This is a genomic window from Rhizobium sp. UFLA01-1127 (assembly GCF_059803845.1).
The window spans coordinates 20,225-42,814 of record NZ_JAUQTZ010000001.1; the positions used below are offsets into that span (position 1 = coordinate 20,225).

Below are 22,590 nucleotides of genomic sequence, written 5' to 3' on the forward strand. Positions count from 1 at the left end.
TCTGACGTGAAGCGGCGCCGGCAACGGCGTCGCGGCCATCCTTTGGGGGAGTGATGACACGGCTTTGCGGGTTCTTCCTGGCTCTGTGCCTGCTGCTTTGCGCAACGGCGGCAACGGCGGCCGAGCTCATCACCAACTTCGATCAAGCGATCGCGCTGCATCGTGACGGCTCCATGCGCGTCGTCGAGACGATCTCCGTCAATGCCGAGGGCCAAAGCATCCGCCGCGGTATCTTCCGGGATTTCCCCCTGACGATGACCGATGCCGGTGGCCGCGAGATCGAGGTGAATTTCAAGGTCGTATCCGTCGAGCGCGATGGGCAGCCGGAGGATTGGCACAGCGAACGTATCAAGGGCGGCGAGCGTATCTATATCGGCAACGCCGAGCGTATCCTGAACCCAGGCTCGCACATATTCCGCCTCACCTACGACACCAATCGTCAAATGCGCTATTTCGGCGATCATGACGAGCTTTATTGGAACGTGACGGGCAACGGCTGGCTGTTCCCCATCCTCAATGCGAAGGCAACAGTCACCTTGCCCGATGGCGCGCAGCCGCAGCAGCTTGCCTTCTTCACCGGGCCGCTCGGCGCTACCGACAAGAATGCAAGTGCGAGCCAACAGGGCAATATCGTTAGCTTCGCAACGACCAGGCCGCTCGCAGCGGCCGAAGGCCTGACGATCGCCATCAAGCTGGCCAAAGGAGCGATCACACCGCCGAGCGACAGCCAGCAATGGGGCTGGTTCCTTCGGGATCACCTCGATACGATTATTGCCATCGCCGGGCTGATCCTGCTGTTTGCCTACTATATGCGAAGCTGGATCGCGGTCGGCCGCGATCCTCGGCCAGGCGTCATGGTCCCGCGCTGGGATCCACCCGAGGGCATTTCGCCGGCACTCGTGAACTATATCGACAACAGGGGCTTCGCCAGTTCCGGCTGGACCGCATTCTCCGCAACGGCGATCGATCTTGCCGTGCGCGGCTATGTCATTCTCGACGACCTGAAGGGAAGGGTGGTCATCCGGCCCACAGGCAAGGCAGGCAGCGATCTCGGCGGTGGCGACAAGGTTCTCATGCAGGCCGTCGGGCCATTCTCGCCGCTTGTTATCGATAAGGCGAATGGCGAGGCGGTGCAGCAGCTCGGCTCGAAATTCCGCAGCGCCATCGAACGCAATCATCGCGGCGAATATTACAAGGCCAATTCGCTCTATGTTATAACAGGTATTGCGCTATCAGTTCTGGTTCTGGCGGCGATCGTCATCTTCGGTCGCTTGCATGAAAATGCCCTGCCGCTAATCATTGTGCCGGGCTTCCTCTCGATTTTCGTGACGATCTTTGCGAGTTCGATCGGCCGCAGGTTTCGCAGGCATAGTGCCAGCCTCGCCCAGCGCATCATTTCGGTACTGATTTTCTCCTTCTTCGGCTTCGTCTTCGTCTCGATTGCGGTCAGCGGCTTTGCCGCCGCGATCGTGCCGCTGTGGGAGGCAGGTCTGCTGCCGCTGGTGGCGGCCATCGTCGGCATTTTCGCGCTCAACGTCGTCTTTTATTTCCTGATGGGAGCGCCGACGCCGCTTGGGCGCAAGATGACGGATGGCATCGCCGGCCTCAGGCAATATCTGACGCTTGCCGAACGCGACCGGATGAACATGCAGGGCGCACCGCAGATGTCGCCGCAGCATTTCGAGAAGCTGTTGCCCTATGCCGTCGCGCTCGGCGTCGAAAAGCCCTGGTCGGGCGCCTTCGAAACGTGGCTCGCCACCGCTGCCGGTGCAACTGCCGCCGCAGCCTATGCGCCGGTCTGGTATTCCGGTGATTTCCGCCCGGGCAATATCGGCGGAACGATCGGCGACTTCTCCTCTTCCATGGCGTCGACCATAGCCTCGACCATTCCCGCCCCAGTATCGAGCTCCTCATCCGCTTTCGGCGATGGCGGAGGAAGTGGCGGCTCCTCCGGCGGTGGCGGCGGCGGCGGAGGCGGCGGCGGATGGTAAATTCGCCGTTTGCCTTGGTGACTTTTGTCGCCGGGCTTGCTAAGTCCGCCCGGATCATTTTTGCCTCAACGTAAAGACAGCTCACATGCCCGATCTCCTTCTCGAACTCCGCTCCGAGGAAATTCCCGCCCGTATGCAGCGCAAGGCTGCCGGCGACCTGAAGAAGCTGGTGACCGATGCCCTGGTCGAAGCGGGTCTTTCCTATGAGGGGGCAAGGGAATATTGGACGCCGCGGCGCCTCACGCTCGACATCCGTGGCCTGACGGCGCGCTCGGCCGATGTGCGCGAGGAGCGCAAGGGTCCGCGCACCGATGCCAACGAGAAGGCGATCGAAGGCTTCCTGCGTGGTGCCGGGCTCTCTTCGATTTCCGAGGCGCAGGTGCAGAGCGACCCGAAGAAGGGCGATTTCTACGTTGCGATCATTTCCAAGCCCGGCCGTGCCGCGGAGGAAATCGTCGCTGCGGTCATGCCCGATATCGTAAGAAACTTTCCCTGGCCGAAATCCATGCGCTGGGGCAAGCCCTCGGTGAAGCCCGGCTCGCTGCGCTGGGTGCGCCCGCTGCAGTCGATCGTCTGCACCTTCGGCACCGAGCATGAAGAGACCGCCGTCATCCCCTTCGAGATCGACGGCATCGTCGCGTCCAACGTGACCTACGGCCATCGCTTCCATGCCCCCGAAGCTATCACGGTCAAGCGCTTCGAGGATTATGCCGCGAGCCTGGAAAAGGCCTATGTCGTTCTGGATGCGGAGCGCCGCAAGGACATCATCCTGCACGACGCGCGCGATGTCGCTTTTGCCAATGGCCTCGAGCTGGTCGAAGACGAAGGCCTGCTGGAGGAAGTCTCCGGCCTCGTCGAGTGGCCGCAGGTGCTGATGGGCTCTTTCGAGGAAGACTATCTGTCGATCCCATCGGAAATCATCCGCCTGACCATCAAGACCAATCAGAAGTGTTTCGTCACGCGCCCGCAAGCCGGTGAGACGCTGTCCAACTGCTTCATTCTCGTTGCCAATATCCAGGCGACGGATGGCGGCAAGGACATCATCCACGGCAACGGCAAGGTCGTGCGCGCCCGTCTGTCCGACGCGCTGCACTTCTGGAAGCGCGACCAGGGCGATCTGCCCGATCTCGAAACGCTGAAAGGCTCCGCTGAAAAGTTCGGCCTCGATCTGAAGAAGCCGCTCGACCAGCGTATGGCAAAGCTCGACGCCCTCAACGTCACCTTCCATGCCAAGCTCGGCAGCCAGGGCGAGCGTGTCGCCCGCATCCGTGCGCTGGCCGCTGACCTCGCCAAGATCACCGGCGCCGATGCCGCCCTTGTCGATCGTGCCGTCGTGCTGGCTAAGGCTGACCTGCGCACCGAAGCCGTCGGCGAATTCCCCGAGCTGCAGGGCGTCATGGGCCGCAAATACGCGTCGCTGCAGGGCGAGACCTCCTCGGTCGCAACGGCGATCGAAGATCACTACAAGCCGCAAGGCCCGTCCGATCGCGTCCCCGAGGACAAGGTTGCGATCACGGTTGCGCTTGCCGACAAGCTGGATACACTCGTCGGCTTCTGGGCAATCGACGAAAAGCCGACAGGCTCGAAGGATCCTTATGCGCTGCGCCGTGCCGCGCTTGGCGTCGTCCGCATCCTCTTGGAGCGCGGCGTGCGCCTGCCGCTGCTCGCGACCACCAGGGATGCCGATCTGCTCGCCTTCTTCCACGATCGCCTCAAGGTTTATCTCCGCGATCTCGGTGCCCGCCATGATCTGATCGACGCCGTGCTGACGCCGGAGGCCGACGATCTGCTGATGGTTGCCCGCCGTGTCGAGGCGCTGACCGCCTTCATCACCTCCGAAGACGGCAAGAACCTGCTCGCCGGCACCAAGCGCGCCACGCAGCTCCTAGCCGCCGAGGAGAAGAAGGGCACCGTTGTTGCCGATGGCGTTTCGGACGCCTTGCTGAAGCTCGATGCCGAAAAAGATCTCTTCGCCGCTGTCAAGGCCGCCTCGGCCGAAGCCTCGGATGCGATCGCCAAGGAAGATTTCCGCTCAGCCATGGCAGCCCTTTCCAAGCTGCGGGCGCCCGTCGACCGCTTCTTCGAAGACGTGCTCGTCAACGACGAAGACGCCGCCATCCGCGCCAATCGCCTGGCGCTGCTGCGCATGATCCGCGAGGCGACCGGCACCGTCGCCGACTTCTCGAAGATTGCGGGATAACGTATGGGGGCGCTATGACCGGAAAGATCCTCGTCAGCGCCTGCCTCATGGGCCATGCCGTCCGTTACGACGGCCGCTCAAAGCCGCTCGTGCATCCAGCGATTGATCGCTGGCGCGACGAGGGGTTGTTGGTGACGATCTGCCCGGAAATGTCTGCCGGCATGGCGGTTCCAAGACCCCCGGCCGAGATTGCAGGCGGCGCCACCGGCGAGGACGTGCTTGCCGGCACCGCAAAGGTGATGGAGATTACCGGCGGTGACGTCACGGCGGAATTTCGCCAGGCGGCGGAAAATGCGGTGGCGCTCGCAAAGGAAACTGGCTGTCGTTATGCCCTGCTGATCGACGGCAGCCCGTCCTGCGGCTCGGGCTTCATCTATGACGGCACATTTTCCGGTGGCCGGCAGAACGGCCGGGGCGTTACCGCGGCGCTGCTCAAGCAGGCCGGCATTGAGGTCTATTCCGATCGCGAGATCGACAGGTTGGTCGAGCGGCTGAAGACGGTAGACTGAATTAGCGACTATTCTCAGCGCAAAGTAAAACCGCCGGACACAAGCCCGGCGGTTTCTTGTCCTCTGGTCTATACGGCTCAGGCGGCGCGGCGATGATCCGCAGCCGGGCGGCCGTCGCTCACGCGGAAGCCGCGGATGAGGGCGAGAAGATCTTCCGTGTCGGCGGCGAGCGTCTCGGCCGATGCGGTGGTCTCTTCGGCCATGGCGGCGTTCTGCTGCGTGGCGGCATCGAGCTGGTTCATCGAAGAGGAGATCGAGCGCAGCGTCGTATCCTGCTCGGAAGCGCTGTGTGCGATCTTCGAGACGATCTCGTTGGCGGCCTTGATCTGGTTGGAGATGCGCTTCAGCGCTTCGCCTGCCTCGCCGACGAGGCGGACACCCTGGTCGACCTGACCGGAGGAGCGGGCGATCTGGTCTTTGATCTCCTTGGCGGCTGCCGCGGAGCGCTGGGCGAGTTCACGCACTTCCTGGGCGACGACGGCAAAGCCCTTGCCGGACTCGCCGGCGCGCGCGGCTTCGACGCCGGCATTGAGCGCCAGCAGGTTGGTCTGGAAGGCGATCTCGTCGATCACGCCGATGATCTTGCCGATTTCTGCCGAGGACTTCTCGATGCCGCTCATCGCCTCGATCGCCTGGGCAACCACAGCATCGCTGCGCGATGCTTCGGCGCTGACGGCATGGACGCGCTTGCTGGCTTCGTCCGCGCCTTCCGCCGTCTGGCGAACGGCGACGGTGAGTTCGTCGAGTGCTGCCGAAGTCTCTTCCAGGCTTGCTGCCTGGCGCTCCGTGCGCTGCGACAGCTCGTTGGAGGCGCGACGGATCTCTTCCTTGCTGAGGCCGATGTCGTTGCCCTTGGCGTTGACGCGCCCCATCGCGGCTTCAAGATGCGACAGTGCTTCATTGAAGTTGTTGCGGAGACCGGCGTAGCTTGCACCGAGATCGCCGCAGCGTACCGTCAGGTCGCCACGAGCGAGGTCCTCGAGCGACTTGCCGATGACGGAGACGACGCGCGCCTGTTCGCGTGCTTCGTCCTGCTGCTGGCGCAGGTTCTGCTCACGCTCATTGCTGATTTCGAGCTCCTGCGCTGCCTGGCGATCCGAAAGGGCATGGCGTTCGCGGATCTTTTCCTGCAACGCCTGCGTCGCCTTGGCCATCAGGCCGATTTCGTTGCGCATCTCGGCATGCGGGATGACCGTCGTAACATCCTCGTCGGCCACGGCCTTGAGGGCAATGTGAACGTCGGCGAGCGGCTTGGTGATCCCGCGAATGAAATAGAAGGCCGCGCCGATGCCGATGACGAAGATGATGCCGCAGACCAGCAGGGCGCGCCATATCGTCGTATTGATCTGCGCCTCGAGGTCGTCCATGTAGACGCCGCAGCCGAGCACGATCTGCCAGGGCGTGAAAGCCGCCGAATAGCTGCCCTTCAGGAAGAAGTCGCTATTGGGATGGCCGGGCTTGTTCCAGTAATAGATCGTGCGGCCGCCGCCTTTGATGGCCTTTTCGACCATTTCCTTGCTGAAATGAGTGCCGTTCTTGTCGACCTGCGAGGACATGTCCTTGCCGATATTGACCGGGCTCGGATGAATGCGCTGGATGACATTGAAGTCGAAGCCGAAGAAATAGCCTGCTGGCGCGAAGCTGACATGCGACAGGATCTTGAAGGCTTCGGCCTGGGCTGCCTCATGGGTCATCTCGCCGGATTTTTCGCGCTGATAATACTGGTCCAAAATTGAGATGCCCGATTCGACCTGCGTGCGCAGCATATCGAAGCGGTCGTCATAAATGGAATCGGCCTGGGACCGGATCTGGAAATAGGTGGTCACGGCAAAGGCGGCCATCAGGACGCCAAGCAGGGCAAATAGTTGATGTGAAATCTTGAGATTCTTCATGGTGGCTCCCGCAGGTAGGTGAATACCGGTGCGGTATCCTACCGCCTGTGCGATCGCCTGAGAGAACCTCAATACGCTTGCCGCCGCTCGAATGACATGCTGCTGTCCGGTAGGCAGTAAAATCGCTGCTTATGTCTAAGAAAGCTTTAATTGCGGGAGGGCGGTTGTGTTGTTTCTGCAATTGAAACCGAAGATATGCTCTCGAACTAAAAATAATACTTATTTTGATTTTGCGAAAAACTTCGGAATGGATTGAGCTTTGCGATGTTGTATTTAGACAAATCTAGTATCAAAAAGTATATTTTCGACAGTGTGACTGCTTGCCGAAGTCGGAGGCCGCGAGCGTAGAACCTTTCCGCTTTTCTTCGAATCGCGAAAACGCTCTACTGGCGGAGCTGGAAGCTGGAGAGATCGAGCGGCGCCGGCTGGCGAGTTGCGGAGGGACTCGGCAAGGCTGCCGTCTGCGCCGTCATGTCGATACCGTCGCCGGCAGTCGCCAGCGCCTCGGGCGTCGGTTTGCTCATGAATGTAACAGGCGAGCCGCCCATCCAGGCTTCGGTGCGCACGACCTTCGTCTGGCCATCGACGTTACGCACGGTGATGGATTGTGTGCCGGGCTCCAGCGTCGGCACCGCGTATTCCTTTTCCATGGCCTGCGGCTTGAGGGGAGGGCAGTCGGCGCAGCTCTTGTCGACAATGCTGCCATTGCCGCCGATCATCGTGCCGTCGATCGGCTGGATCGACGACGCCATCGCAGAGCCGCTGGCCAGTACGCACGCCAAGGTCAGGAAGAAGAAACGCATAACAAGGAACTCCGCCTATACTGGCGAAGACATTAGCGTCCCTTTGTTTCCATAGAGTCAGGAGATTAGGTAAAAATTTAATGGACTTCCGATTGCGGCTCCGGTGCGATCTTTACGTCTCGCGCTCGACCGCACGCCAGCCGATATCATTGCGATAGAAACCGTTTTCCCACTTCACCTCGCGGGCCAGGGCATAGGCGCGTTCTTTTGCTTCGCCAACCGTCTTGCCCGTCGCGGTAATGTTCAGCACGCGGCCGCCGGTTGCGACCAGCGCCCCGTCCTTCAGGCCTGTGCCGGCATGAAACACCTTGGTGCCTTCGCCGTCCGCCGGCAGCGCCGTGATCGGCGTGTTCTTGGCGTAGGAACCTGGATAGCCTTTCGAGGCCATGACGATGGTCAGCGCCGGGTCGTCGCGCCATTCCGCCGTCACCTGATCCAGCGTGCCGTTGGCGCATGCAAGGAGCAGCGGCAGCAGATCGCTCTTCAGTCGCATCATCAGCACCTGGCATTCCGGATCGCCGAAACGGACATTGTATTCGATCAGTTCGGGACCCTTGGCGGTGATCATCAGTCCGGCGAAGAAGACGCCGCTGAAGGGATGGCCGCTTTCCGCCATGCCGCGCATCGTCGGCTCGATGATCTCCTTCATGGTACGCTCGACCATTTCGGGCGTCATGACGGGGGCAGGGGAATAGGCGCCCATGCCGCCGGTGTTCGGTCCGGTGTCGCCGTCGCCGACGCGCTTGTGGTCCTGCGCGGTCGCGAGCGCCAGCGCATGCTTGCCGTCGCAAAGGCAGAAGAAGCTTGCCTCTTCGCCGTCGAGATAGGCTTCGATCACCACCTCCGCACCGGCCTCGCCGAACGCGCCCTCGAAGCAATCGTCGATCGCGGCAAGCGCTTCATCGACGGTCATGGCGACGGTGACGCCCTTGCCCGCTGCAAGGCCGTCCGCCTTCACGACGATCGGCGTGCCCTGAGCGCGGACATAGGCCTTTGCCTTCGGCGCATTGTTGAAGCGCTGGTAGGCGCCTGTGGGAATGTTGTAGCGGGTGCAGATATCCTTGGTGAAACCCTTCGACCCTTCGAGCTGGGCCGCTGCTGCGGAAGGGCCGAAGGCGGCGATGCCGGCGGCGCGCAGCCTGTCGGCAATGCCGGCAACGAGCGGAGCTTCCGGGCCGACCACGACAAAGTCGATGGCCTTCTCCTTGCAGAAGGCGACGACGGCATCGTGATCGTCGATATCGAGCGCTGTGAGCGTCGCATGCTCGGCAATGCCGGGATTGCCGGGTGCAGCATAGAATTCCGTCATGAGAGGCGATTGCGCCAGTTTCCAGGCCAGTGCGTGCTCGCGTCCGCCCGATCCGATCAACAGAACTCTCATGGCTTGCCCTTTCGTTGCGTCCTTTTGCGCGGTTAAGGGGGCTGGAGCCAAAGGTCAAGCGGCAAATCCTGTGGAGGCAGGGCCGGCAACATTGCCATGCCTTTTTATCCCGCTAAAGCGGAAGCGGTTTCGGGCTCACGCCGCCTCCGCGCCCTGATTGGCGTGTTCCGTGACGAAAACCGCTTCTTATGTCCACGGGATCATGCTTATGGTCCCCTTACGATTGTCCAGTTCAGAGAGACACATGTCCGCCGATATCCGTTCCCTTGCTGCTACCATCGCCGCCGAGATCAACTCCCGCCCGGATCAGGCCAAGGCCGCCATCGAGCTCTTGGACGAAGGCGCAACGGTGCCCTTCATCGCCCGCTACCGCAAGGAAGTGACCGGTGGCCTCGACGATACGCAGCTTCGTACTCTGTCGGAACGTCTGGTCTATCTGCGTGAGCTGGAAGCCCGCCGCGCCGCTATCATCGAATCCATCACCAGCCAGGGCAAGATGACCGACGAGCTGATGAGCAAGGTTGCAACCGTCGGCACCAAGGCTGAGCTGGAAGACCTTTATCTGCCCTACAAGCCGAAGCGCCGCACGCGCGCCGAAATTGCGAGGGAGCGCGGCCTCGGCCCATTGGCCGACACGATCTTTGCGGATCGCTCCAAAGAGCCCGCGATTCTCGCCGAAGGCTTTATCACGGCCGATGTGCCTGACGTGAAAACGGCGCTGGAAGGCGCGCGCGATATCATCGCCGAAGGCATTGCCGAAAATGCAGACCTGCTCGGCAAGCTGCGCAATTACATGAAGACCAATGCCACCCTGAAGGCCGTTGTCGTCGACGGCAAGCAGGAAGCAGGCGCCAAATTCTCGGATTATTTCGCCCATCAGGAACGCTGGGCGACGGCTCCCGGCCATCGTGCGCTCGCCATGCTGCGCGGCTGGAACGAAGAAGTCCTGACGCTGACCATCGAGGTCGATACCGATGCCGTCTCGCCCAACAAGGCGGTCGAACGCATGGTCACTGCGGCCTATGACATCGGCGGGAGCCGTCCGGGCGACCGCTGGCTGACGGAGGTCGCAAGCTGGACCTGGCGGGTAAAGCTTTCCATGTCGCTGTCGCTCGACCTGATGCGCGAATTGCGCGAGCGCGCCGAAGAAGAGGCGATCCACGTTTTCGCCCGCAATCTGAAGGATCTGCTTTTGGCGGCCCCTGCCGGTTCGCGCGCCACCATGGGGCTCGATCCGGGCATCCGCACCGGCGTCAAGGTTGCCGTGGTCGATGGCACCGGCAAGCTCCTGGAAACGACGACAGTCTATCCCTTTCCGCCGAAGAACGACGTGCGCGGTACGCAGGCTGCCTTGGCGGCACTGATCCGCAAGCACAAGGTAGAGCTGATTTCCATCGGCAACGGCACGGGCAGCCGCGAAACCGAGAAGCTGGTGGCCGACATGCTGGCCGAACTGCCCGCACCGAAACCCACCAAGGTCATCGTCTCCGAAGCCGGCGCATCTGTCTATTCAGCCTCGGAAACGGCGGCGCTCGAATTCCCCGGCCTCGATGTCTCGCTGCGTGGCGCCGTCTCCATCGCCCGCCGTCTGCAGGACCCGCTGGCCGAACTGGTGAAGATCGAGCCGAAGTCGATCGGCGTCGGTCAGTACCAGCACGATGTCGACCAGCAGAAGCTGTCGCGCTCGCTGGATGCGGTGGTCGAGGACGCGGTGAATGCCGTCGGCGTCGATCTCAACACGGCTTCGGCGCCGCTGCTGGCCCGTGTCTCCGGCCTCGGCCCGTCGATCGCCGATGCCATCGTCAAGCATCGTGACGGCGAGGGCGCGTTCGAGACGCGCCGCGATCTCCTGAAGGTCGCCCGCCTCGGCCAGCGTACGTTCGAGCAATGCGCCGGCTTCCTGCGCATTCCCAACGGCAAGGAGCCGCTCGACGCTTCCTCCGTGCATCCGGAAGCCTATGGAGTCGCCAAGAAGATCGTTGCCGCCTGCGGCCGCGACCTGCGCACCCTGATGGGCGATACGGCGACGCTGAAGGCCGTCGATCCCAGGCAGTTTATTGACGAGAAGTTCGGTCTGCCGACCGTGCGCGACATCATCGCCGAGCTGGAAAAGCCGGGCCGGGACCCGCGCCCGAGCTTCAAGACCGCAACCTTTGCCGAAGGCGTCAACGAGATCGGCGACCTCAAGCCCGGAATGCTGCTGGAAGGCACGGTGACCAATGTCGCCGCTTTCGGAGCCTTCGTCGATATCGGCGTCCATCAGGACGGTTTGGTGCATGTCTCGCAATTGGCGGACCGCTTCATCAAGGACCCGCACGAGGTCGTGAAGGCCGGCGACGTCGTCAAGGTCAGGGTCGTGGAAGTCGATGTCAAGCGTAAGCGAATCGGTCTCTCGATGCGAAAAGACGGCAGCGCTGTAGCGGCTTCGTCCGGGCGGGAGTCGCGCGAGCAGGGTGGCGCGCGCAACGCTGGGGTTAAGGCAAATGCCCGTCCGAAGACCGAACAGCAGGGTAGTTTTGGCGCTGCATTGGCGGATGCACTCAAACGAAAATAAGGACTTAGCGGAACTTAATGCAAGAATGCCACACTCTGGCAGAGTTGTTGCCAGAGTGCCAACGACTATGGAAGGGTGAGCTTGCCACAATGCCGGGAGGCGTTAAAGTTGCCTTAATGTCATAACATTCGAGGCGTCCATGGCGTCGGCACTTTTTCCTCTCATCAAGAAACTCATCCGTAAAGGTTCGCTCAAACTTACGCTTGCATCCGGCGAGACCCATGTGGTCGGCGATGGAACCGGCGATACGGTGGCTATTCGTTTTGCCGATCAGCAGGCCGAAGACGCCATCGCCCGCGATCCGACGCTCAAGCTCGGCGAAATGTATATGGAAGGCCGCTTCATCCTGGAGCAGGGGGATATCTACGAATTCCTCTCGCTGGTGAAGCAGAATACGACCAATGAGGTCTTCGATTTCCGCATGGCGGCGCTGCTGGTCGGCCGCATCGCCTGGCAGCAGATCAAGAGCCGCTCGCCGATCAACCGCAACAAATACAATGTTGCACATCATTACGATCTCTCAGCGAAGCTGTTCGATCTGTTCCTTGATGAGGATTGGCAATATTCCTGCGCCTATTTCAATCCGCCCGGCATTAGCCTCTACGAAGCGCAGCTGGCCAAGAAGCGCCACATCGCCGCCAAGCTTTTGGTCGAGCCCGGTCAGAAGGTGCTGGAGATCGGCTCCGGCTGGGGCGGCATGGCCATGTATCTTGCAGAAGCCTATCCCGGCCTCGACGTGACGGGTATCACGCTCAGCGAAGAGCAGCTCAAGGTATCGCGCGAGCGGGCGGCCAAGCGCGGCCTCTCCGATCGCGTCCGCTTCGAGCTGCAGGACTATCGCTATATGACCGGCAAGAAGTTCGACCGCATCGTCTCGGTCGGCATGTTCGAACATGTCGGCATCGGCGACTACGGCAAGTTCTTCCGCAAGGTGTCTGAACTGCTTGACGACAACGGCGTCATGCTGCTGCATTCCATCGCCCGTCCGAAGCCGAGCTATGCTACCAACGCCTTCATCGAAAAGTATATTTTCCCCGGCGGCTATATTCCGTCGGTCGGCGAGACCGCGCCGCCGCTGGAAAAGGCCGGTCTGCTCACCAGGGATATCGAGACCCTGCCGATGCACTATGCCTATACGCTCCGGCACTGGCGCAACCGCTTCGTCGCACGCAAGGCCGATGCCGTCGCGCTCTACGACGAGAAGTTCTTCCGCATGTGGGAGTTCTATCTGGCCGGTTCCGAAATGGGCTTCCGCTGGGACGAACTGTTCATCATGCAGCTCCAGATCGCCAAGAACCAGTTCGCCGTGCCGGACAACCGCAATTACATCGCGGAGCGCGAAGCGAAGCTGAAGGAATTCGAAGCAGCGCGCGCACCTCTGGAAAAGGTGACATTCTGAGCCTCTGTTATGGCGCCGTCTGATAGGGCCGGACCGTGGAGATTTACGGTCCGGCTTTTCTATTCATGCCTGTATGTCGCCGAAGTCGCTATCTGCCGACATGGACTGTGAAGGTTCCGTCCTGCACCGTACCGTCGGTGTTCAGTCCCGTAAGGCGCATAGTGAATTGATCGGTGCCCGAGAAACCTGGGTTGGGCGTGTAGTAGACAATGTTCCCCTGGACCGTCTTGCCCGAGCATAGGTAGGCATTGCTGTCTTTCGAAAACTTTGCCGCGACCGGACCGTGCTCGACGTCAACCTTGCCATGCGCCGGCGCTTTGACGACGCCCGTATAGGGGAATCCTGCAAAGGTGCAGTCCTGTTTCACAAGCGAAGCACTCGTAATCTTCGTCTTCTTGCCGGGCGCGACCCTTCCCGAAAAATGGCTTTGCTTTGCCCCGCCGATCGGAGTGCCGACGCAGCCGGAAAGCGCCATGCCGGCGCTGAGGGCCAGACCTAGGGAGATCAGTGATATGCTCTTCATTCGTTTCTCATTTTTTGAAATTGGAGGCTGCGAGATGGTGGGCGTTTGGCAGGTTTCAGCCATTACCCACGATTGAGTATTCTATACAGAGATTAAATCATTGCGATAGATTGACGCATGCCAAACGGCATCCGGACTGGAGCAACCCGAATTTGATGTTCTGATCGAATTCGACGCCTTGTGGTTAAGAGAGCGGTAACGCGATCCGCATAATTTGAGCCAACTCTCGGGCTGTGTGCATGGCCCTTTTTTGTATTGCGTATCACGGAGTTGCATTGTGTTTGCGAAGTCGCGTCTTTTCCTCATCCTCGGCCTCTCTGTCGCCCATGCCGGCGCCGCTTACGCGGGTGACGGCCAGCATTTCTGGTCGGGCAATTGGTATCTAAGCGTCGGCGCAGCCGGTTTTTCTGCGCCGAAATTCGAAGGTGGCAAGCACAACAAGCTGCAATGGTCGCCGCTCGTCTCCGTTGGCCGGCAAGGGCCGGGTCCACGCTTCTCCTCGCGCAACGACAATCCGTCCTTCGCTCTCATCGAGAGCGACGCCTTTCGTGTCGGCATCGTCGGCAAGTTCGTGCCGAGCCGCGACAGCAGCGATGGCCGCGAGTTGCGGGGGCTGAAAAAGGTCAAGTGGGGCCTTGAAGCCGGCGGTTTTGCTGAAGCTTATCCGACCGATTGGCTGCGCGCCCGTGTCGAAGTCCGGCAGGGTATCCGCGCCCACAGCGGCGTCGTCGCGGACGCCGCCCTCGATGCCTTTACCGATATCACGCCCGAGCTGCGCCTCTCTGGCGGTCCGCGCATGACGCTCGCCAGCAGCGACTATTTCGGCACCTACTACGGCGTCAATGCGCGCGAATCGGCAGCTTCCGGCCTCAGCCGCTACAATCCGGGCGGCGGCGTAAAATCCGTCGGTCTGGGCGGCGCCCTGACCTGGAAGGCCACCGAGAACTGGACCACCAGCACCTTCCTCGAATACACCCGGCTTACCGGCCCTGCCGCCGATAGTAGCCTCGTGCGCGAGCGCGGAGACCGCAACCAGCTCCTGGTCGGCGTTTCCGCGAGCTACAAGTTCAATTTCACGACATACTGAAAGTGAGCGGGACTGGGAGCATGATGACGAAAAGTGTCCTCTGACTCCCGCATCCCGCCGCTTGACCTTCGACGTCGGATATCACTACTACTCGCCTATGCAAAAGACAGGCGACATCAATGGGCGCGTCGCTGACGCGCCGTCCGGCAACTGGGTCTATCGCGTTCTGCCCCCGGCGTTGTGGCCCTATGCCCAGCTTGCGCGCTGGGACAGGCCGATCGGCTGGCAGCTCCTGATGTGGCCATGCTTCTGGTCCGTCGCTCTTGCGGCCAATGCCTCCATCGCCATGGGGCATGGTTCGCCGGGCTTCGTGGTGATCTACCATCTCGTCCTTTATTTCATTGGGGCCGTCGCCATGCGCGGCGCCGGCTGCACCTACAACGATCTGGTCGACCATCAGATCGATATGTCGGTGGCCCGCACGCGTTCCCGTCCCCTGCCGTCAGGCCGTGTGACGCGCGCGCAGGCCAAGGTGTTCATTGCGCTGCAGGCCCTGGTCGGCCTGTTCGTGCTGCTTCAATTCAACTGGTTCGCAGTCGTTCTCGGCGTGCTGTCGCTCGGCATCGTCGCGCTCTATCCCTTTGCAAAGCGCTTTACCGATTGGCCGCAGTTCTTCCTCGGCCTTGCATTTTCCTGGGGCGCCCTGATGGGCTGGGCAGGCCTCTTCGCCAGCCTTTCGTTTGCTTCGGTCGTGCTCTATCTCGCCGCCATCCTCTGGACGATCGGCTACGACACGATCTACGCCCATCAGGATAAGGAGGACGACGAGCTGATCGGCGTGCGTTCGACCGCGCGGCTTTTCGGTGACCGGACGCGTCTCTGGCTGGTCGGGCTCTATGGAGCGGCGCTGCTGCTGATGCTGGTGTCCTTCGCGCTCGCTGGTACGAGCTGGCTCGCCTATGCCGGTCTGATCGTCGCCGGCGGCATGTTCGCCTATCAGATCGCCGTACTCGACATCAACGATGCCGAGCAATGCCTTGCCCTCTTCAAATCGAACAATCGGGTTGGGCTGATCATTTTTGCCGGCCTTTTCCTGTCGTTCCTGTTTCTTGTTCCCTAAAGCATGTCGCGCAAAAGTGCGCAGCGGTTTTGCGACGGCGACATGCGCGAAATCAAACAGCTAAAGCACGGGAAGCGAATCTGAAAGATCGCGACGTGCTTTTAGAGCATGATGCCGAAAAGTGCGAGCGGTTTTCGGACGACATCATGCTCTACTTCTTTGATTTTAGAGCGGATTCAGATTTTAGGTCGATTCGACCTAAAATCATCCGGCTCTAGAGGGACGTCCTTTCTTGTCGAGCGCTGACGGGAAAGTTCCGTTGACGCAATAAAGATTTCGGCCGTGGGATTATCCGTCCCACGGCCGAGTTTCCAGAATGGTCGAATTTGGATAAGGCGCGGCTCAATGCCTTGCGATGATCTCGCGGCCTTCGATCTTCATCTTGACGCCGAGCTTGCCGGTCGTGCGGCGCACGAGGAAGCGGAGGCGGCGGTTTGCGAAATAGGAATGGCGGCGACGCGGCTGGCTGTCCTGCGAGCGGACGCCGCCGAGATGCTCTTCCAGCGGACGGGCGATGCCGTCGGCTTCGATCATCAGCATCGGAATGCGGAAGGCTTCCGACCACGAGCGCCAGTCGGCTGCGATGTCGCTCAGGTCGTGAGCGACGAGAAGGGGAATGCAGAGATCCGGATCGGAGTGATGCAGTTCCAGCGTGACGGTGACTTCGCCGTCGCCATGGTCGATGGCACGGGCCGCGACACCCTGGAAAGCGCGCTTGGGCAAGGCGACGGACAGCGGCAGGCCGCTGGACGGCAGGATCTTACGCAGCACTGCGCCACGCTCGTCGATCGTAATGGTGACGTCACCCTCGGCACCTCGCATGGCATAGCTGACCTGTTGCGGAAAGCGCGCCGGATCGAGCCGCAGTGTGGTTCCAGCCCAGTCGGGCTTCAGGACGGTATTAGTCATCGATTCTCTACCCTTGCTTTACCTGAGAGCCGGTTTTTCCGGTCTTCTCTCGGAGAACTTCTGTCCTCTCGTTGTTGGGCAGATTAGGCGCCGTCCCTTCCGGACAGCTTAAAAATCGAGGTTAAGAAAACTTTGCGTCCTCAAATGGTTAGCAAAGTCGAATGCATCAGGGTTTCCATAATGTGAATACACGGCAGGGCGGTGCGTCAAAGCGGTGCACGCATAAGATGAGACAGTGTAAGTCTCGGGTAAGGTTTGTATGAAATAATGGAGACTAGATTCGCCCCCTTTATTAGAGATCTATTGGGATCCCGCTGATGATTTCCACCTATCTTGGTTATACGATCGCAACCAGAGATATGGCGACCTCGCTCAATCAGGTGGCGCAGCAGTCGCAAAACAAGCGTTTGATCGACTATTACAACGCCAATATCGGCAAAGTAACCAATATCGACGACTTCCTGAATGACTATCAGCTATACAGTTATGCCATGGAAGCCTACGGGCTTTCGGACATGACCTATGCCAAGGCCTTTATGAAACAGGTCCTGACCAGCGACCTCAGTGACTCCAGCAGTTTTGCGAACAAGCTGACCGATCCGCGCTATAAGGAGTTTGCTGCCGCGTTCAATTTCGGAACGGGCACGACCAATACGGCGCAAACCAGCGCGCAGGAAGACGATCTGATCGGCCTTTATAAGCAGTCGTTTACGAATGAGCAGACAGCGGCGGCGACCGAAACGAGCTATTACAGTCAGAATATTGGCTCCGTGAAAACGGTCGATGATCTTCTTGGCAATACGCGCCTGCGCAACTATGTGCTGCAGGCCTACGGCATCGATCCAAGCGACATATCCAATTCCGTGCTGAAACAGATGCTGACGAGCGATACCAGCGATCCCAACAGCTTTGTCAATCAGAACGGCAGCGCCGCCGACAAGGCGCTGGTGGCGGAATTCAATTTCAATGCGGACGGCACCGTCAAGACATCGACGCCCGACAGCGATACGGCTTATTACGAGGCCAACATCGGCAAGGTCACGTCGGTCTCTCAGCTCACATCCGATCCGCAGCTGTTTCAATACGTCAAGACGGCGTTCAATATTCCTTCCTACATCACGGCGGACCAGTTCCAGGCATCCGCCCAGGACGCCGCCACCGCAAATTCGAATGGGCTGACCGCCGTCATGGCTCAGTTCAACTTCCAGAGCGACGGAACCGTCGCTTCGGGCTCGCAGGCGCAGACAGCGGCCCAGATCAGCGCCACGACATCGGGATATACCGCGAATTATCCAGCAGGGCCGCAGACCCTTGGCCAGCAGGCCGATGTGATGAGTGCATATAATTCAATCGTGCCCTCATTCACCACCAGCGTCGGCGCAACCGACAACGATCTGTATTACAAGAGCCACATCGGCTCCATCACGTCGATCGATCAGCTGACATCGGACACGCGTCTCCTCAACTACGTCAAGACGGCTTATGGCATCGACCCGACGACGCCTGCCATCGTCTTCAAGAATGCCGTGGCCGATCCGACGACCGCTTCCATCTTCGGCCTGACGAACTTTGTTTCCCAATTCAATTTCCAGTCGGACGGTACGGTAGCATCCGGTCAGACGGCGCAGTCTCAGCCCGAGACCGACGCGGCCTCCAAGGCCTATATGACCAATTACCAGACGTCGCAGTCGACCCTGACCACCGATGCGGTCAACAACTACAAGAACCGCATCTCCAGCGTGAAGAACATCAAGGAGTTTTTCGCGAGCAATACAGCCACCGGCACGTCCGGGACCATTCCGCAGCTCTATCAGATGGCACTGCGTGCCTATGGTATCGGCGAGAATGAGGTGACAAAGTCCGAACTCACCAAGATTCTCGAAAGCGATCCGTATAATTCGAAGAGCTATGTCAGTTCGCTCAAGGATTCCCGCTTCACCGAACTCGCCAAGGCGTTCAATTTCGACAGCAGCGGCAAGCTGAAGGCTCCAGTGCAGGCTCTGTCGCAAACGCAGATCAACAGCTACATCTCCGAATATTCCAGCCACAGTACGGCCGGCTTGACCGGCACCGTATTGACGAAGGCGACCAGCGATGCCAAGACCGCCGGCACCTATTTCGCGAGCAACATCGGCAAGGTAAGCACTGTCACGGATCTGCTGGCCGACAGCAAGCTGACCAACTTCATTCTGACCGCCAACGGCATCGATCCCAAAACCGTCAGTACCGCGACATTGAAGAAGGCGTTCGCGTCCGATCCGTCCAATTCGAAAAGTTTCGTCAACACGACTGACGGTGCCAAGTTCAAGAGCATCGTCGAAGCCTTCAATTTCGGCACCGACGGGAAGCTGACCGACAGCAAGCTCGGCACGGCGGAAAACCAGGGTGCTCTGGCAGCGACCAACGATCTCTATCTGCACCAGACGCTGGAAGATCAGCAAGGCGAGACCAATCCCGGCGTGCGATTGGCGCTCTATTTCCAGCGCAAGGCGCCGGATATCAACTCGATCTATGACATCATGGGTGACGCGGCGCTCTATGAGGTGGTTACGACCACCTACAAGCTGCCGAGCTCCATCTCCAGCATGGATGTCACCAATCAGGCCAAGATGCTGGGCAATTTCATCAATGTGAGCGACCTGAAGGACCCGGACAAGGTCAACAAGCTCCTGCAGCGCTTCTCGGCGATGTATGACCTGCAGAACAATACGACATCCTCGACATCGCCTGCGCTCTCGATTCTCACGAGCTCTTCCTCGGGCGTCGGCATCAGTGCCGACACGCTGCTTTCCATCGCGCAGTTGTCCTCGTCGAACTAACGGGACTCCACAAAATATTTAACCCGGCCCCAGCTGCGCTTTCGCGTGGCCGGGTAGCTTTCATGTACTTGTTTCTGCTTGATTTTTAAGGTGATTTAAACGCCCATGAAGGGAGCGGAATGGCTGCTTTCGATAACGGCAGGAAGGAACTTATTAACCATCCTTGCCCTATTCGAATTGAGAAGCCAACGGCAATATCAATGACTGGGTTGCAGGTCTCATGCGTCTTTCCCGAACGACAGTTTCCAATGCGTCACAAGGCGTCCAGCCGGAGGGCGATCTCGACCCGGAGCAGGCAGCCGAAGAGGCGCGCCGCGCCGAACAGATCGCCGCTCGCCGCGCGTTCCTGGAAGAGAAGATTCGCACTGCCCGCGAAGCCAAGCGCAAGGCCGAAGAGCAGCGCCGCGCCGAGGAAAAGCGCCTTGCCGAAGAGGTGAGGAAGCGCACCGCCGCCGCTCCCCCGCCGGTTGTAGAGGCATTGCAGGCTGCCGCAGTGACGAGCGAGCAGGAAATGCCCGTTCTTCCTCAGGGAATTTCCGCTGAAGATCTTGCATCGCCCGGCTGGCAGAATGCCTTCCTGATGGGACCGAACGTGCGGTTTACCCGCACGCGTGAAAACGAAATCATCAGCCGCCGTCCGCCGGCGGAACCGCAGGCCGAAGCCGGGCCACGAGTTGCCTCGCATGCGGCCATGCGGGTGATGGAGCCGCCGGCCGTCGCAGCTCCGATTGTTGCCCCAGTAGTTGCCGCCGCTCCCCAGCCGGTGCCATCAGCCGAGTTCCATCTGCCGCCGCTGGAGGACATGCCTTTTGCCGTGCAAAGCTACATACCGATAGTAATTCAGAATTCTCCGGCAAACGAGCCGGACGCATTGGAGATGACCGTTATCGCTACCGCATTCTCGAAAGCTCCCGCGATCGCGCTGGATGCTTCCCCTGTTCAGTCAAGTGTTCCCGAGCCCGTAGCCGCGCCTGTGGTCGAGTCGCGTCTTGCCCATCTTTCCGATTTCGCTTTCTGGGATGCGATGCCGTTCGACGGCGAGTTCGTCTCCGCCCTCAAGGGCGAGCCGAAGCAGCCTGAAACGCCGCAGCGGCCAGAAGTCGATGCCGAATCGATCATTTCGAAGTTCCGCGTCGTCGAGTGCCGCCGTCCCGCTGCTGCTACCGAGACGCAGCCCGTCGTCGTGCTGTCTCCGGCGGTAGAGGTCGCAGCACCAGTCGAAACTGTTTCCAGCGAGCCGGCGGCAGATCTCAGCACGCCGGCCATGGACGAGCTTGCGGCGCTGGAGGCGGCCGTTCTGGCGCCAACCATCGAGGTGGTACCCGCCGTTGGCGAAGCCGCGCAGCAGCCTGTGGTCGAGCCAGCCGAAACATTCGTGCCGCCCGCTTTCGTAACCGCGGTTTACGGCGCCGAACCGGCCGCCGAAATCCGCGCCGCTCCGGTCATGGTCGTGGCGCCCATGCCGACCAAGGTTGTCGCTCCGACTTTCGCCGAGCCGGTCGTCAAGGCTGCCCCCACCATTCCAGCCGTCGAAGCCGCAGCGCAGCGTTTGATCGATGCGCCGCCGTTGCGGATCGCACCGCGCCGGCCCGCATCGCTGACGCCGCCCGAGTGGCGGCCGATCGCCCGCTCTGCTGACGGTGAATACGAGCTGCCGCCGCGCGAGCTGCTGCAGGAGCCTGCCGTGCGTTCAGGCGTGATCATGACGCAGGAAACGCTGGAGCAGAATGCCGGTCTTCTGGAAAGTGTGCTGGAGGATTTCGGCGTCAAGGGCGAGATCATCCATGTCCGTCCCGGCCCGGTCGTCACCCTTTATGAGTTCGAGCCGGCACCCGGCGTCAAATCCTCCCGCGTCATCAATCTCGCAGACGATATCGCCCGCTCGATGTCGGCGCTCTCGGCGCGCGTCGCCGTCGTTCCCGGCCGCAACGTCATCGGCATCGAACTGCCGAACGTCAACCGCGAGACCGTCTATTTCCGCGAGATGATCGATTCGCCCGATTTCGAGAAGAGCGGCTACAAGCTCGCTCTCGGCCTCGGCAAGACCATCGGCGGCGAGCCCGTCATCGCCGAACTCGCGAAGATGCCGCATCTGCTCGTGGCCGGCACCACTGGGTCGGGCAAGTCCGTTGCCATCAATACCATGATCCTGTCGCTGCTCTATCGCATGACGCCGGAACAGTGCCGTCTGATCATGGTCGATCCGAAGATGCTGGAACTCTCCGTCTATGACGGTATCCCGCACCTCCTGACCCCCGTCGTCACCGATCCCAAGAAGGCCGTGATGGCGCTGAAATGGGCGGTGCGCGAAATGGAGGATCGCTACAAGAAAATGTCGCGCCTCGGTGTGCGCAATATCGACGGCTACAACAGCCGCGTTGCCTCCGCCAAGGAAAAGGGCGAGACGATTCACGTCATGGTCCAGACCGGCTTCGATAAAGGCACCGGTGCTCCGATCGAAGAACAGCAGGAAATGGACCTGACGCCGATGCCCTATATCGTCGTTATCGTCGACGAGATGGCCGACCTGATGATGGTCGCCGGCAAGGAAATCGAAGGCGCGATCCAGCGTTTGGCGCAGATGGCGCGCGCCGCCGGCATCCATCTGATCATGGCGACGCAGCGTCCTTCGGTCGACGTCATCACCGGCACGATCAAGGCGAATTTCCCGACGCGCATCTCCTTCCAGGTGACCTCGAAGATCGACAGCCGTACCATTCTCGGGGAGCAGGGTGCCGAACAGCTCCTCGGCCAGGGCGACATGCTGCACATGGCCGGCGGCGGCCGCATCTCCCGCGTTCACGGCCCCTTCGTGTCCGACGAGGAAGTCGAGAAGGTCGTCGCTCACCTGAAGCTGCAGGGCCGTCCGGAATATCTCGACACGGTTACGGCCGACGAGGACGATGAAGACGAGGAAGAAGATACGGCTGTCTTCGACAAGGGCGCGATTGCCTCGGAAGACGGCGACGATCTGTACGAACAGGCGATCAAGGTGGTCATGCGCGACAAGAAGTGCTCGACCTCCTACATCCAGCGCCGCCTCGGCATCGGCTACAACCGCGCCGCCTCGCTCGTCGAGCGCATGGAAAAGGATGGCCTGGTCGGCCCAGCCAACCATGTCGGCAAGCGCGAGATCATCTCGGGCAACCGCAATGGCGGCGGTGGTTCGGGGCAGGAAGACTTCGATTGATATAATTGGGGGTGATGCTGGCTGCGGTTGCCGTGGAGAGTGTTCACCCCCTCTGTCCCTTTCGGGACATCTCCCCACATTGGGGGGAGATTAGTGACCCGCAGCACTTAGTCGCCGCAAACAAATATCTTGTCCGCAGAAACCAAGGTACGATGACTTGGCGAAGCGGCGCGACATACTCCCAACAATCTCCCCCTTGTGGGGGAGATGTCGCGAAAGCGACAGAGGGGGGTACCAGAGGCTCCACACGTTCAGAGCCGACTTCTCTCAATG

The 22,590-nt window shown here is 60.5% G+C and carries 14 protein-coding genes; 9 read left to right on the forward strand and 5 right to left on the reverse strand.

Annotation, left to right across the window (positions count from 1 at the left end; translation table 11 throughout):
- The first annotated feature begins 50 nt into the window (after window positions 1–50).
- The 3 genes from Q4Q11_RS00130 (at window position 51) to Q4Q11_RS00140 (ending at window position 4,700) form a co-directional block, all read left to right on the forward strand.
- Window positions 51–1,991, forward strand: coding sequence for a DUF2207 domain-containing protein (locus Q4Q11_RS00130; RefSeq protein ID WP_498568185.1), 1,941 nt, complete (start codon window positions 51–53; stop codon window positions 1,989–1,991).
- An 85-nt stretch (window positions 1,992–2,076) separates the two neighbouring features.
- A complete protein-coding gene (glyS, locus tag Q4Q11_RS00135) occupies window positions 2,077–4,191 on the forward strand; it encodes a glycine--tRNA ligase subunit beta (protein ID WP_498568186.1) in 2,115 nt (704 codons plus the stop codon).
- 14 nt (window positions 4,192–4,205) lie between these two features.
- Complete coding sequence (locus tag Q4Q11_RS00140) at window positions 4,206–4,700, forward strand: 2-thiouracil desulfurase family protein (protein ID WP_112513125.1); 495 nt, start codon at window positions 4,206–4,208, stop codon at window positions 4,698–4,700.
- Window positions 4,701–4,777: 77 nt separating this feature from the next.
- On the opposite strand, the gene Q4Q11_RS00145 is transcribed toward Q4Q11_RS00140, so the two are convergent.
- The 3 genes from Q4Q11_RS00145 to purD all read right to left on the reverse strand — a co-directional run bounded on the left by Q4Q11_RS00145 (window position 4,778) and on the right by purD (window position 8,776).
- Entirely contained in the window at window positions 4,778–6,592 is a 1,815-nt protein-coding gene (locus Q4Q11_RS00145) for a methyl-accepting chemotaxis protein (protein WP_113213786.1), read from the reverse strand.
- A gap of 383 nt (window positions 6,593–6,975) precedes the next feature.
- Window positions 6,976–7,395 carry a plant virulence effector HPE1-like domain-containing protein gene (locus Q4Q11_RS00150; RefSeq protein ID WP_113213785.1) on the reverse strand — a complete coding sequence of 140 codons (420 nt, stop codon included), beginning with the start codon at window positions 7,393–7,395 and terminating at the stop codon, window positions 6,976–6,978.
- Between the two features lie 112 nt (window positions 7,396–7,507).
- On the reverse strand, window positions 7,508–8,776 hold the full coding sequence (purD, locus tag Q4Q11_RS00155; protein WP_498568187.1) for a phosphoribosylamine--glycine ligase: 1,269 nt from the start codon (window positions 8,774–8,776) through the stop codon (window positions 7,508–7,510).
- Between the two features lie 244 nt (window positions 8,777–9,020).
- Here purD and Q4Q11_RS00160 point away from each other — a divergent pair, with 244 nt between their 5' ends.
- Both Q4Q11_RS00160 and Q4Q11_RS00165 read left to right on the forward strand, forming a co-directional pair.
- Window positions 9,021–11,330, forward strand: a complete 2,310-nt coding sequence (locus tag Q4Q11_RS00160) for a Tex family protein (RefSeq protein WP_498568188.1) — start codon at window positions 9,021–9,023, stop codon at window positions 11,328–11,330.
- 139 nt (window positions 11,331–11,469) lie between these two features.
- Window positions 11,470–12,729 carry a cyclopropane fatty acid synthase gene (locus Q4Q11_RS00165; RefSeq protein ID WP_498568189.1) on the forward strand — a complete coding sequence of 420 codons (1,260 nt, stop codon included), beginning with the start codon at window positions 11,470–11,472 and terminating at the stop codon, window positions 12,727–12,729.
- Window positions 12,730–12,817: 88 nt separating this feature from the next.
- On the opposite strand, the gene Q4Q11_RS00170 is transcribed toward Q4Q11_RS00165, so the two are convergent.
- Window positions 12,818–13,252, reverse strand: a complete 435-nt coding sequence (locus Q4Q11_RS00170; protein WP_112513119.1) for a hypothetical protein — start codon at window positions 13,250–13,252, stop codon at window positions 12,818–12,820.
- Window positions 13,253–13,556: 304 nt separating this feature from the next.
- Between Q4Q11_RS00170 and Q4Q11_RS00175 the strand changes: the two genes are divergently transcribed.
- Together Q4Q11_RS00175 and ubiA are read left to right on the forward strand one after the other, a co-directional pair.
- Complete coding sequence (locus tag Q4Q11_RS00175) at window positions 13,557–14,339, forward strand: MipA/OmpV family protein (RefSeq protein ID WP_498568248.1); 783 nt, start codon at window positions 13,557–13,559, stop codon at window positions 14,337–14,339.
- Between the two features lie 97 nt (window positions 14,340–14,436).
- Complete coding sequence (gene ubiA, locus Q4Q11_RS00180) at window positions 14,437–15,399, forward strand: 4-hydroxybenzoate octaprenyltransferase (protein ID WP_112513117.1); 963 nt, start codon at window positions 14,437–14,439, stop codon at window positions 15,397–15,399.
- Between the two features lie 342 nt (window positions 15,400–15,741).
- Here ubiA and Q4Q11_RS00185 read toward each other — a convergent pair whose 3' ends face one another.
- Entirely contained in the window at window positions 15,742–16,308 is a 567-nt protein-coding gene (locus Q4Q11_RS00185) for a DUF6101 family protein (protein WP_498568190.1), read from the reverse strand.
- A 317-nt stretch (window positions 16,309–16,625) separates the two neighbouring features.
- On the opposite strand from Q4Q11_RS00185, the gene Q4Q11_RS00190 reads away from it, so the two are divergent.
- Both Q4Q11_RS00190 and Q4Q11_RS00195 read left to right on the forward strand, forming a co-directional pair.
- Entirely contained in the window at window positions 16,626–19,127 is a 2,502-nt protein-coding gene (locus tag Q4Q11_RS00190) for a DUF1217 domain-containing protein (protein WP_498568191.1), read from the forward strand.
- Between the two features lie 220 nt (window positions 19,128–19,347).
- On the forward strand, window positions 19,348–22,317 hold the full coding sequence (locus tag Q4Q11_RS00195; RefSeq protein WP_498568192.1) for a DNA translocase FtsK: 2,970 nt from the start codon (window positions 19,348–19,350) through the stop codon (window positions 22,315–22,317).
- Window positions 22,318–22,590: the final 273 nt, after the last annotated feature.